This window comes from Neoalteromonas arenosi (assembly GCF_030362855.1).
GTDB classification, from domain to species: Bacteria; Pseudomonadota; Gammaproteobacteria; order Enterobacterales; family Alteromonadaceae; genus Alteromonas_E; species Alteromonas_E arenosi.
The window spans coordinates 942,829-955,649 of the sequence record NZ_JAUCBP010000007.1 but is presented as its reverse complement, the minus strand read 5'-3'; the positions used below and the strand labels follow the sequence as shown (position 1 = coordinate 955,649).

General features: G+C 46.1%; 11 protein-coding genes and 3 tRNA genes. 9 read left to right on the top strand and 5 right to left on the bottom strand.

Annotated elements, in window-relative coordinates; translation table 11 throughout:
• Positions 1 to 4: 4 nt before the first annotated feature.
• Entirely contained in the window at positions 5 to 1,192 is a 1,188-nt protein-coding gene (locus tag QTP81_RS10650; RefSeq protein WP_289365375.1) for a class I SAM-dependent rRNA methyltransferase, read from the bottom strand.
• A gap of 63 nt (positions 1,193 to 1,255) precedes the next feature.
• Here QTP81_RS10650 and QTP81_RS10645 point away from each other — a divergent pair, with 63 nt between their 5' ends.
• A complete protein-coding gene (locus QTP81_RS10645; protein WP_289365374.1) occupies positions 1,256 to 2,236 on the top strand; it encodes an NAD(P)H-quinone oxidoreductase in 981 nt (326 codons plus the stop codon).
• A gap of 7 nt (positions 2,237 to 2,243) precedes the next feature.
• Here the strand turns inward: QTP81_RS10645 and rnhA are convergent, their stop codons facing one another.
• Positions 2,244 to 2,711 (bottom strand): ribonuclease HI, encoded by a 468-nt coding sequence (gene rnhA / locus QTP81_RS10640; protein WP_289365373.1) that lies wholly within the window; start codon positions 2,709 to 2,711, stop codon positions 2,244 to 2,246.
• A 116-nt stretch (positions 2,712 to 2,827) separates the two neighbouring features.
• On the opposite strand from rnhA, the gene dnaQ reads away from it, so the two are divergent.
• The 8 genes from dnaQ (at position 2,828) to QTP81_RS10600 (ending at position 8,125) form a co-directional block, all read left to right on the top strand.
• Entirely contained in the window at positions 2,828 to 3,541 is a 714-nt protein-coding gene (gene dnaQ, locus QTP81_RS10635) for a DNA polymerase III subunit epsilon (RefSeq protein ID WP_289365370.1), read from the top strand.
• A gap of 26 nt (positions 3,542 to 3,567) precedes the next feature.
• Positions 3,568 to 4,923, top strand: coding sequence for a TIGR03503 family protein (locus tag QTP81_RS10630; RefSeq protein WP_434532975.1), 1,356 nt, complete (start codon positions 3,568 to 3,570; stop codon positions 4,921 to 4,923).
• 169 nt (positions 4,924 to 5,092) lie between these two features.
• Positions 5,093 to 5,169 (top strand) — tRNA-Asp (locus QTP81_RS10625).
• Positions 5,170 to 5,193: 24 nt separating this feature from the next.
• Positions 5,194 to 5,270: transfer RNA gene (locus QTP81_RS10620), tRNA-Asp, on the top strand.
• A 20-nt stretch (positions 5,271 to 5,290) separates the two neighbouring features.
• Positions 5,291 to 5,367, top strand: a tRNA-Asp gene (locus tag QTP81_RS10615).
• 136 nt (positions 5,368 to 5,503) lie between these two features.
• On the top strand, positions 5,504 to 6,187 hold the full coding sequence (gene lolD, locus QTP81_RS10610; RefSeq protein ID WP_289365368.1) for a lipoprotein-releasing ABC transporter ATP-binding protein LolD: 684 nt from the start codon (positions 5,504 to 5,506) through the stop codon (positions 6,185 to 6,187).
• A complete protein-coding gene (locus tag QTP81_RS10605) occupies positions 6,184 to 7,416 on the top strand; it encodes a lipoprotein-releasing ABC transporter permease subunit (protein ID WP_289365367.1) in 1,233 nt (410 codons plus the stop codon). Before lolD ends, QTP81_RS10605 begins: the two co-directional genes overlap by 4 nt.
• Positions 7,417 to 7,531: 115 nt before the next feature.
• The gene (locus QTP81_RS10600; protein ID WP_289365365.1) at positions 7,532 to 8,125 is read left to right on the top strand and encodes a DUF1287 domain-containing protein; all 594 of its coding nucleotides are present in this window, start codon (positions 7,532 to 7,534) and stop codon (positions 8,123 to 8,125) included.
• Between the two features lie 174 nt (positions 8,126 to 8,299).
• Here the strand turns inward: QTP81_RS10600 and QTP81_RS10595 are convergent, their stop codons facing one another.
• The 3 genes from QTP81_RS10595 to QTP81_RS10585 are packed head-to-tail and all read right to left on the bottom strand — an operon-like array spanning position 8,300 to position 12,812.
• Complete coding sequence (locus tag QTP81_RS10595; RefSeq protein WP_289365364.1) at positions 8,300 to 10,732, bottom strand: ABC transporter permease; 2,433 nt, start codon at positions 10,730 to 10,732, stop codon at positions 8,300 to 8,302.
• A gap of 19 nt (positions 10,733 to 10,751) precedes the next feature.
• Positions 10,752 to 11,432, bottom strand: coding sequence for an ABC transporter ATP-binding protein (locus QTP81_RS10590; RefSeq protein ID WP_289365363.1), 681 nt, complete (start codon positions 11,430 to 11,432; stop codon positions 10,752 to 10,754).
• Between the two features lie 33 nt (positions 11,433 to 11,465).
• On the bottom strand, positions 11,466 to 12,812 hold the full coding sequence (locus QTP81_RS10585; RefSeq protein WP_289365362.1) for an efflux RND transporter periplasmic adaptor subunit: 1,347 nt from the start codon (positions 12,810 to 12,812) through the stop codon (positions 11,466 to 11,468).
• Positions 12,813 to 12,821 lie beyond the last annotated feature (9 nt).

Below are 12,821 nucleotides of genomic sequence, written 5' to 3'. Positions count from 1 at the left end.
GCGGTTACCAGACCTGACAAATCATACCTTTCAAGTAAAAACCTTCAGGGTAGTTGCCAGATGTCGCGTGATCTGGTGCCTGAGATACGCGTTGTAAAATTTTAATCGTCCTTCCTGCATCGAGGGCGGCATCAGCAACAATTTTCTGAAATAAGTCGGCTGGCATTAAGCCAGAGCAACTAAAGGTAGCCAGAAAACCTCCCGATTCAACGGCGTGGATACCGTATAAATTAATGTCTTTATACCCGCGGGCCGCCCGATTTAATGACGCTTTACTATCAATGAATTTCGGCGGATCGAGGATGACTAAACCAAACTGTTGTTGCAAAGTCTTATAGTCACGTAATTGCTGAAATACATCGACTTGTAAATTTTCACAAAGGCTATCGTCCAAATCATTGATTGCAATGTTGCGCATAGCGGTAGCTAATGCCGATTCAGAAACGTCAACATTGGTCACATGTGAGGCTCCATTCGCTAACGCATAACTGCCAAAAGTGCCGGTATAAGAGAAGCAATTGAGTACCGTTCTATCTTTGGCATAACTCGCCGTAATACGACGGTTGTCGCGTTGATCGAGGTAAAAACCCGTCTTGTGACCATGGATTAAATCGACAATGATTTTCACACCATTTTCAGTGATCACCACTTCGTCAGGTAAATGTCCCTGATGGGTGGTTATCAATTGCTCTAAGCCCTCTTTTTCGCGCACAGCAACATCACTGCGTTCATGGATCACGGCGTCAGGGAAAAAGCGTTTGACGGCCCATATAATTTTGTCGCGCTGTTTTTCTGCGCCGGCTGACAATAATTGCAGTACTACCACGTTGTCATATACGTCAATGGTCACACCCGGCAGTCCATCTGATTCGCCGGCAATTAACCTGTAAGCATTGGTTCTGGCCTGTTCGATAACGTGTTGTCGCTGGGCCAGCGCTTGCTGGATACGACGGCAAAAGAACGCATTATCGACACTTTCGTTGCGCTGGAAAGTCCAGGCGCGTATGCGAATTTGAGAATCGGGCGAGTAGGCACCGCGACAGAGCCAGTCGCCTTTTGATGAGAGGACATCAACGGTATCGCCGCGATGGCAACGCCCTTTGATATCGGCTACAGCGCTGGCAAATATCCACGGGTGTTTGCGCAATAAGGATTTTTCACGGTCGGGGGCAAGGGTAATTGTGGCAGGCATAAACTTCGCGCTAAGATAAAACCCTAAGTATATCGCAGATTATCAATGCCTTGGAGACTTGTTATGGCAAAAACCATGGACTACATCAGTGTCACCGGTTCTGGCCAACTGGTTTTGGCGCAAGGCGAGAGGCCTAATTGCACGCCTAACGAAGTGCTCATTCAAGTCTGCGCATTTGGTATTAATCGCGCTGATACATTGCAACGCCAAGGTAAATATCCGCCACCCAAAGGTGAAAGTACAATTCTCGGTTTGGAAGTCAGCGGTACTATTGTCGCAGTCGGTAATGCGGTTTCTAACTGGCAAGTTGGTGATGAAGTGTGTGCGCTGCTAGCCGGCGGTGGTTATGCGCAATATGTCAACGTTGATCAGGGGCTGTTAATTCCGCGGATTCAGCGTTTTTCATTGGCAGAATGTGCAGGTCTGCCGGAAGTCTTTGTCACGGCTTACCAAGCGCTGTTTGCCTTGGGGAAACTTGAGCCAGGAAATAAAGTGCTGGTGCACGCAGGTGCTAGTGGTGTCGGTCTGGCAGCGATTCAATTGGCTACTGCCGCAAAATGCGAAGTCGCTGTTACCGCATCGAATGATGAAAAACTGGCTATTTGTGCAGAAAATGGTGCAAAACACACCATTAACTATACCACTAGTGATTTTGTCGACGAACTTAAGTCCTCTAATTTTAATCCAGACGTCATTGTCGACTTTGTTGGCGGTGATTATTTGACCCGTAACTTGCGTATTCTCAATACCGATGGTCGGATAATTTACTTAGCGATGCTTGGTGGTCGCTACAGCGAGATGGATATGGCGTTGTTGCTCGGTAAACGCGCTACCGTTCAAGGTTCTACCTTGCGCAATCGCTCACTAGAATACAAACGCAAATTGGTCAGTGACTTTTGGCAACGATTCGGTAGCGGATTCGATTTGGGTGAACTAACCGTAAACGTCTACTCGCTTATAGCAGTAACTGACATTGAGCAAGCCCATCAGCGCATTGAAAGCAATCAGACCCACGGCAAACTCATTATCACTTGGGAGCATTAATAGGAGTTCACGATGGGGTAGTAAACCCTTTGTCCTCCAATAACTTTTTCCCTTCTGCAGCCGTTCGTGCTAATTCGTCACAACGTTCATTTTGTGGATGACCTGAATGACCTTTTACCCAACGCCAATCTACATCGTGACGTTGAATGGCCTTATCTAGTGCACGCCATAGATCGACGTTCTTTACCGGTTTTTTATTGGCAGTGCGCCAACCGTTTTTCTTCCAGTTATGGATCCATTGATTGATACCATTTTTCACATACTGGCTATCAGTGGTCAAGGTGACCTTACAGGCTTGGGTGAGTGCTTCTAATCCTTTAATCGTCGCCAACAATTCCATGCGATTGTTGGTTGTCATCTTATACCCTTGACTCAATTCTTTGCTGTGTTGATTAAACTCAAGAACTACGCCGTAGCCCCCAGGACCTGGATTGCCTAAACAGGAGCCGTCGGTATACAGCTGAACACTTTTCATTAACTAAAAACCTCAATATCGAAAAATTTACGCCTTATATCGCAGAACGGCGTGGTGTCATGGACCGGCTTGAGTATACTATTGCCATCAACCAGAACAATAAGAGTTTCAACTGAATGCGTCAGATTGTACTAGATACTGAAACCACTGGGATCGATCCCAAAGAAGGCCACCGCATAATCGAAATTGGCTGTGTGGAACTCGTTGACCGCAAACTTACCGGTAATCACTTTCACGTTTATCTAAACCCACAACGTGAAATTGAACAAGAGGCCATTGATGTTCACGGTATTACGAATGAATTTTTGCAAGATAAACCGCAGTTTGAGGACGTTGCGCAAGATTTTGTCGAGTTTATTCGCGGTGCCCAATTAGTGATACACAACGCGCCATTCGACGTTGGCTTTATGGATTTCGAATTTGCCATGACGCCAAGCGTCACGGATATTCGCACAGCGCAAATTTGTGACGTATTGGACAGTTTGGTGCTCGCGCGCAAAATGCACCCAGGCCAGAAAAACAATTTGGATGCTTTGTGTCGACGTTACGGTATCGATAATGGTCATCGTACTCTGCACGGTGCTTTGCTGGATGCTGAGATACTCGCGGATGTGTATTTGATCATGACGGGTGGTCAAAAGCATTTAAATTTGGCCGGCCAGCAAACGGGAAATAGCGAAAGTGAACGCAGTAGTGATCGACGTCCAATCGATCGAAGCGGATTGAAATTAAAGGTTATCTCGGCCTCGGCCGATGAATTAGCTAGACATGAAGCGCGCCTAGATATCGTTGAGAAACAATCAGGTACATGTGTTTGGCGTCAATCATAAAACGGGAATAATTTTTGCGGCGGTCATTGAGTACTAGGATTCAGTTTGTATTACTAAGCTTTGTGCTTTTGGCATTAAGCTCGTTTGCTATTGCGCAACAAAATCAAGACGCTGAGGTTACCACTGATGTTGTCGAAGAGTCACCATTAACTACCTTGGGTGACGAGTATCACAACAGTATCAAGCTACTGCAAAATCGCTTTCGCATTGACTATAAAGTCGATGAAATAACATTGGTGTTTTTTCGCGTATTCGGCTCGGCTCCAGTCGTGTTGGTTCGACCTGATGGTTCGAAAATTTTTTCTACTCAGGCAGATGGTGAAGACATTTTTTGGTACGACGCCAACACCTACGACATGATCAGTATTAAAAATCCCACACCCGGCCCATGGCAGGCGGTAGGGCAGATTTTACCCGGTAGCCGCGTGATGGTTTTGTCGGATATTCGCTTACACGCGGAACCTTTACCGCCGATGATTTTCTCCGGTGAGATTCTCAAACAAACAGCCTATCTCACCAATGGCGGTGAGCCGATCAATTACAGTGAGTTTCGCGATGTGGTTGACCTAACCATCGAGCTGGGCAGTACAAATAATCCTAACTACAATAACTTTGGCGCAAAGAGCGAATTGGTGGCAACTTTTGTCGACAATGGTTTGGGCATGGACGAAGCACCGCTAGACGGCACATTTACTGGTCAATTTAACTTGGCGATTGCCGCAGGTGAATGGCAGCCAATTTTCCGAGTAAGTACACCTATGTTTACTCGCGAACAAATTGACGAGCCGCTCGTTTTGCATCCTAACCCGATTGAAATTGACGTCCAATTTGATGGTGGCGGCGAGGGCTATCACAAACTACTGATAGATGCGAAACGCGACTTAGTGGATATATCCTCGTTACTCATTGACGGTAAAATCCGCTTCCCTAATGGCGATATTCAAAACTTTTCTCTAACCGAGCTCAGTGACAAAACTCGCGAGCATTTAGTGGTTAACTATGAATACGGCGTATTCAGAGTAAAATTAACCGCTTATGGTAAAACGGTGAATGGCCGCGATTTCATACTCGATGTTCCAGAATACACGTTTGTCGCAGAAGAGCCGGTAGTAGAAGCGCCAGAGCCTGTGGTCGAAGGTAATGAAGAGCAAATGACTGAAGCTGATATTGCCTTGGCCGAGATGATGATTGCGGATGAGCCTGAACCTGAAGAAAGCGTAGACGTTATTTTTTGGATTCTAGTAATAAACGGTTCGATTATTGTTATCGCGTTATGTGTTTTGGGTTTTGTAATGTGGCGCAAGCGCAGTACAACTGACTCTGTTTCTGACGGATTGATGGCCAAACTGCGTGGGCTGCTGCCTAATAAAAAGACACCTTAGTAGATTAGGTGGCTGATTTTGATTGATTATCAATCAATTGCTCCAACAACTGCATTAAAGCGGTAAAAAACCGTTGACTCACCGCGGGCTAACCCGTATCATCTGCGCCGCAATGAGGGAAGGGGATTTCGATAATTTCGTGTAACTTGTTGTTTTAATTGATAAATGTGGAGCGGTAGTTCAGTTGGTTAGAATACCGGCCTGTCACGCCGGGGGTCGCGGGTTCGAGTCCCGTCCGCTCCGCCACTGTCAATGTATCAAATAATCGCCGGAGCGGTAGTTCAGTTGGTTAGAATACCGGCCTGTCACGCCGGGGGTCGCGGGTTCGAGTCCCGTCCGCTCCGCCATTATTTGAAGTCCTCCGTGCGGAGTGGTAGTTCAGTTGGTTAGAATACCGGCCTGTCACGCCGGGGGTCGCGGGTTCGAGTCCCGTCCACTCCGCCATTTATTCATTGTAACGTCTCAAAACCCATTTCTTGTTTTTATTTTGCGCGAACTCACAGATTTTGTGTGCTTAACTGCCTGTTATCCAGCCTTAATTGCGCTATTATGGCCGCAAAATTATAAGCTAAGCGAATTTATGTCTGTATTACTCTCGTGCGATTCAGTATCTAAGTCCTTTATTGACGGTAAAAATGAAGTTCAGGTATTGCGCGATATCACTTTTTCAGTCAATGCATCCGAACAGATCGCCATTCTGGGCAGCAGCGGGTCAGGCAAATCCACGCTATTACACATCCTCGGTGCATTAGATACCCCTAGCTCCGGCACGGTTGAAGTTGACGGTCAATCCCTGTTTGCCTTGAATAGCAATCAACAAGCGCGTTTTCGCAATCAAACCATGGGATTTGTCTATCAGTTTCATCATTTACTCCCTGAGTTTAATGCCGTCGAAAATGTCGCAATGCCACTTCTAATCGCTGGCGAAAACCCTGATAAAGCCCGTCTTATTGCGAACGAAATGCTCGCCAAAGTCAGTCTTCAGCATCGCATCGAACACAAGCCATCAGCGTTGTCGGGAGGGGAGCGTCAGCGCGTTGCTATTGCCAGAGCATTAGTGAATAAACCAAAGCTTGTACTGGCTGATGAACCAACAGGTAATTTGGATAAATCGACCGGAGAAGCCATTGCTGATTTGTTAGCAGAACTGCGTGAATCTTTACAGATGGCTTTTATCGTCGTAACGCACGACCTTCAGCTTGCTGCTCAATTTGACCGAGTGCTTACTTTGTCATCGGGACAGTTGGAGGAGCGCACTAAATGAGTTTAGTGTGGCAACTTGCGACACGCTTTCGCCGTGCAAAGCAAGCCAATGGCTTTGTTTCTTTTATTTCTGCATCATCAACCTTTGGTATAGGTTTAGGTTGCTTTGTGCTGATCTTATTATTGTCGGTAATGAACGGTTTTCAGCGAGAATTAGAACAGCGTTTGTTGGCATTTATTCCCCACGGTGAATTATACGCGGTATCGAGTCAGGGGATAGAAAATTGGCCGCAAGCCATCGAGCGCTTTAGCCAGCACAACAGTGTTGAAAAGGTCCAGCCCTATGCCAAACTTACTGGCATGCTTCAAAAAGCACGGCAAATGAAAGCTGTTGAGCTTACTGCATTAGAGCCTGATATAGCCAGTAGTGATGCACTGTTTGATTACATTGATGATGAAGTAAAACAGCGCTATACGACAGATAAAGACGCGGTGATATTAGGCAAAAGTATTGCAGAGCAACTCAAGCTTGAAGTAGGGGATACTGTTCAACTCTTAATTCCTACGGTGACTGACGACTTAACCTTTGTCGCACCGCAAACGATTTGGTTAACCTATGTTGGAAGTTTTAGTCTCGGCGGAGAGTTGGATAATCGAGTAGGGTTTATGCCTCTTAAAACTGCAGTCGAAAAGCTTAACATTAGCCACGGGGCCCAAGGTTTGCGCTTTCAACTGAGCACTCCGTTTCAAGCCCGGCAAGTCATGCGTGAACTGGGTTATAGCTTTGAGCAAGCAGTATATATATCTGACTGGACACGTACCCAAGGGCATTTGTATCAAGATATTCAATTAGTGCGATTAATTGTCTATATCGCCTTGGTTTTAGTTATCGCTGTTGCGTGTTTCAATATCGTTTCAGGATTAGTCATGACGGTTGCTGAAAAGAAAAGCTCAATCGGTATTCTGATGACTATGGGGCTATCTGCGAATAAGGTGCGTATGACTTTTATGTTGCAGGGGCTGTTGAATGGCTGTATCGGTGTTGCTGTAGGCACGGCTGTGGGGGTAATTACGGCGTTAAATCTAACGGATTGGATCACGAGTATAGAGCGCCTGTTAGGTGTGTCACTGCTGTCAGGTGATATTTATTTTGTAAACTTCCTTCCAACTGAGCTGCATTGGCAAGACGTAATGATTACTGCGGTAATCGCGCTTATACTAAGCTTGATTTCAACGCTTTACCCAGCCAATAAAGCAGCCAAGCTTTCACCCGCAAAAGCATTGAGCTGATAGTTTAAGTGGCTCATCATCCCGGCGAAGACTGGGACCTCCTTGGATTATCACCGAACTTTTTTAACTCCATAAACTCTCAATAAACATTGAAATCTATTAGTGCAAGGACCTTATGCGAAGGTTGTACTCAATATTAATCGTTATCGCTCTGCTGCCATTAAGCACCTATGCCGATACTGATAATTTTAGTCAGCGTTTGGTTATTGCGGCCATAGAGCGCACCAACCATCAAGTGACTTATGATGGGGCATATGTAGGTATTCAATACCCAAATGGTGATGTACCCGCCGATACTGGTGTTTGTACAGATGTAGTTATACGCAGTTATAGAGCGCTGGGTATCGACTTGCAACAGCTCGTACACGAAGATATGGCAGTTGCATTTAGTCGTTATCCTTCCGAGCGCATTTGGGGCCTGACTAGACCTGATACAAATATCGATCATCGCAGAGTACCCAACTTACAAACCTTTTTTACACGACATGGTGAATCCTTGGCGATAACTGATGAGGCAAGTGATTATCAACCTGGCGATCTTGTTACTTGGATGCTACCAGGTAACTTACCCCATATTGGCATTGTTACTGATCGCAACGCACCAAACGGAAATCCAATGATTGTGCATAACATAGGTGAGGGGCCCAAACTCGAAGAACTGTTGTTTGTTTTCGACATAACAGGCCACTATCGCTTTAGGCCAGATTAATGCCCAGAAGACTCATCGGGCTGAAGCTGAACAGTTTGAAATTCCATATTCGCATAGGTGTATTGTTGTGGTTTATGTGGCTTAGATAGGTCGGGGTTTAGGAGGTTCCCACCTGCATTGGAATGACGGAGAAAAGCGTCATCCCGACGTAGGCCGGGACCCCCTTGGACTAGTTTACTCGTATCGCAGTGCGTTAATTGGGTTTGCACGAGCCACGCGCAGCGCATGAAAGGCAATGATTAACCACGCAAGTGCTACCGCAAACACTCCAGCTAACAAAATCAATGGTAGTTGCATACTGATACGGTCCGCAAAGAAGTTTAGATACATTCCAGAGGCAATATAGGCCAAGGGTAATGCCACGGCGATAGCCCATATAACCGGTTTGGAGAACTGCCAGCTGATCAACTTAATGATTTGCGTCAACGATGCCCCCAACACTTTACGGATGCCAATCTCTCGCGTTTTACCGCGCGCCATGAAGGCTGCCATACCGAATAGCCCAATCAATGCGAGAAGTAGAGCCAAACTTGCAAAACCTGCCAATACACCATTCATTGCCTCATAGATACTGTACACATCATCAAACATGTCGTCCAAGAAGCGGTGCTCTATGGGGTAGTCAGGAATAGCACGCTGCCATGCTTGCTCAATTTGCGATACAACGTTAGCAGGAGCACCTTTAGCGATACGTACAGCACCGTAGTTATGGCGATCACCACTGTTTAAAAATATCCAAGACTTCACGCTGTTGTGCAGCCCTTGTAAATTTTGGTCTTCCATGACGCCGATAATGGTGTATTCAAACGGCTCAGCATCTTCGCCACGATCTTGCCAGAAGGACTGGCCTAAGGCTTCTTGTGGCGAAGCAAAGCCGAGGCGGTCGACAAGCAGTTCGTTGACAATCACGTTTACCTGATTGCGTTCATTGTTTGTGTTTGCATCTGCAACGATGTTTTGGTCAAAGTCTCGACCCGCTACTAACGGCACATCAAACGTACGCATAAAGTCATGATCAACAACATTGATGTTGATGCCAACTTCGTTTTCTTCATCGCCTTTTGTGCGGCTGACCGCACGGCCGTTATTGCTTTGCTCAAAAGGAACTTGAGAAGAAAAGCTAACACTGCGCACGCCGTTTATGGCAAGTAATTCATTCTTCAATACATCTTCGCGATCGCGAATATCTTGTACGCCGACGCGTTCAAGTAATAATACTTCGTCTTTGGGATAGATATTACTGCCTTCTTTTACCTTTTCGTTTTGGAAGAAAACGATCATAACCAATGCCAGCATGAAGATAGACAACATAAACTGTATACCTATCATGAGCGAGCGAAACAGATTGCCTTTAATACCTTTGACATGAGCATCCTTTAGCGCATCGATAGGGGAGGTTTTGGTAATCAAAAATGCGGGATAGGCGCCCGCTATCAGACCTACGACTACTGTTGTCGTCAACAGCCAGGGTAATAGTGAAATGTACTGTAGATTAACGACCTTATCGGTCACGTTGTTAAAAGCAGGGATGGCCGCTTCTAAAATTGCTACAGCGATTAACATTGCGAATACAGCCGTAGTTAGACTCTCAATCAGAAATTGTGACATCAATTGGCTGCGCTTTGCGCCCATGGTTTTGCGCAAACCAACCTCGCGTGCACGCCCCATACTTTGCGCTGTGGCCAGGTTGGTGTAGTTGACGATTGCGATGATCAATACCAGTAGCCCTAGTAATTGTACGCTCTCAATCACAGGCATACCTACCATATCCCACACTGCAGAAGCAGTCGCTTTCAGCGGCCGAATGGTTAAGCTAGCCATGAAGTTTTCTTGCATTTCCGGGTCTACGTTGCGGTCAAAAATGGCATTTACTTTTTGTTCCAATGTATCTATGTCGGCCGGCTCATAGGTCATTAAATAGGTATGGTTACCAGTACTAATATTGTTCCAATTGCCCTCTAAATCCCAGCCAGTAAAACGGTTTAAAGCCACTAGCGATGTAAGGATCTCCATGCCAGAGCCAGTGATCAATCCATAGAAATGAGTATTTCTTGGCACATCTTCGATCACCGCCTTGATATATAAATCATGTTCGTGATTCAGCTGAATATTTTCGCCAATTACATCGGTGCGCCCAAACCATTTATTTGCGATAGACTCAGTGATAACTAACCCGCTGGGATCATACAGCGCTTGGCTATTACCACTGATGTAATTGAAATCAAAGATATGTAGAAATTCTTTGTCGGCAAACTTTACTGTCTCGTGAAAGTGTTTATCACCAATAGATACCAAATAGTTCTGGTTGACGGCACGTGCCATGTACTCAACTTCATCCATATCGGCTTTGATAAGGGGCCCCATGGTGGTGTAGGTATTGTCCAGCTCGCCAACACTAATACTGGCGCGCGGACTAAGAATTGAACCGACTGTATAAGTACGCTCATGATTGGCGAAGCCCGTATCGTGATTGTATTCGTAGTCAGCCAAAATCGCGGCAAATAAGTAAATACTCAAACCCACCGCTAAGCCCAAAATATTGATCAGGGCATATAGCTTGTTTTTGGCCATCGCTCGCAAGGCGATCATTAGATAATTTTGCAACATAATTGATGCCTCCGAACGCTTACGCTGCGCGTACGTTTTCTGTGATTACGTGTCCGTCAAATAAATTGATGGTGCGACGTGCATAATCAGCATGGGCTGGACTGTGGGTTACCATGATAATGGTTGTGCCCTCGCGGTTCAGACTTTGCAGCATTTCCATGACTTCTTGGCCATGGGCACTATCTAGGTTACCGGTTGGTTCGTCAGCTAGAATTACTTTTTGATCACCGACAACGGCCCTAGCTACGGCTACGCGCTGTTGCTGACCACCTGATAATTGGCTTGGGCGGTGTTTAGCGCGATGGGCAATGCCAACTTTATCCATAACTGCGGCAACGCGTTGTTTGCGTTCTTTGCTTGGAATATTGTGATACAACAATGCTAATTCGATATTTTCGGCAACAGTTAGCTCGTCGATCAGGTTAAAGTTCTGAAAGATAAAGCCAATATTGGCTTTGCGAATATCGGAAAGTTGCGCTTCTGAACAGCCTGCGACTTCCTCCCCCATAAACAGATAGCTGCCATCAGTAGGTTTGTCGAGCATACCGATAATATTAAGCAGCGTAGACTTACCACAGCCGGAAGGCCCCATAATAGCGACGAATTCTCCTTGGTCGATTTCGACGCTGATGTTGCGTAACGCAGTGGTTTCAACTTCGTCAGTTTGATAGATTCGGGTTAGGTTATGGAGTTTTAGCATCGTATTGTTCCTTCTTTGAATTATATAAATTGATTACTCTGATAGCGCTAAGCTATCCATGTCTCGAAAGCTGCCATAAGGGCTGGTAATCACTTGCTCGCCGGCTTCAAGACCATCTAGCACTTCGATGTATCGGGCATTTCGACGTCCAAGCTTGACTTGGCGCTTGACCGCATTGCTGCCATCGGCACTGACTACAAATAACCATTGGCCACCCGTTTCTTGGTAAAAGGCACCATTTGGGATAAGTAACGCTTCTGTGTCATCACCCAGCTGTAGCTCAAGTTGAATTGACTGACCACGACGAATACTGTGTGGTTGCTCAGCAATAAAACGAAAGTCGACTTCAAATTGGCCGTTAGTCACTTGTGGGTAGATTTTTGATACTTGTAATTGGTATTCGTCAAAGCTCGCGTATTGACCTAAAGCGATGCGATCCAAATAAAACTCATCGATATTAGCGGTTAACTTGAAATCATTGGGTGTATCGATTTGGCCAAGGCGCTCGCCGCGGCCAATGCTCTGTCCTACTTCAATGTCAAAGCCAGATAACTTGCCACCGACAGGGGCACGAACATTCATGTTCTCAAGGTTTTGACGCGATATCGCCAAGTTGCTTTCTAAACGCTCTGAAGTGGACTGCAAAAAAGCTAATTGACTCTCCTGCATCCGCGCGTCAGATGCCTGGCTCTCCAACGTTAGTTCACGACGAGTGATGTACCAGTCCAAAGTGTCGCGGGTATCATCGTACTGAGATTGAACCACGGCGCCAGTTGTTAATAAGTTAGCTTCGCGCTCTAACTGACGCTCAAGCATTTTTATTTGATATTCAATATCGGCGAGATTGCGTTTGTGCTGCAAACGATTTTGCTCCAGGCTTAGCTCAATAGAGCGCATGTTGTTAAGTTGCTCGGCCACCCGCGCCTCGTTACCCAAAACATTGAGCTGTAATGTCGGATTGGAAAGCTCGACAATCATCTGACCAGGTTCCAGTGTTGTGCCATCTTCTACCAAAATGCGTTCAACTCGACCGCCCTCAACAGCATCAAGAAATACAGTAGTTGCAGGAGTTACGCGGCCGCGCACCGGGATCACATCTTCAAATACGCCGCTGGTTACGCTTGCCGTTACTATGCGCCCAGTATCAACGCTCATTTGTTTTTGCGAGGCGTTCTGATAGAACCAGTACCCTGCTGCCGCGATTAGTAATGCAACAGCGACAGTACCGGTGTGTTTTTTATACCAAGGTTGCTTGCGTACAACACGATCCATGGTTGCGCCGGAGCGAGCAGTACCAGATGACACTGAATGAAGCCCAGACTCTGAGCGGCTTGCTTGAGTGTTGCTTGCGGTTTGTAGTGTATTACTTGGATTACTCATGTTTATCAG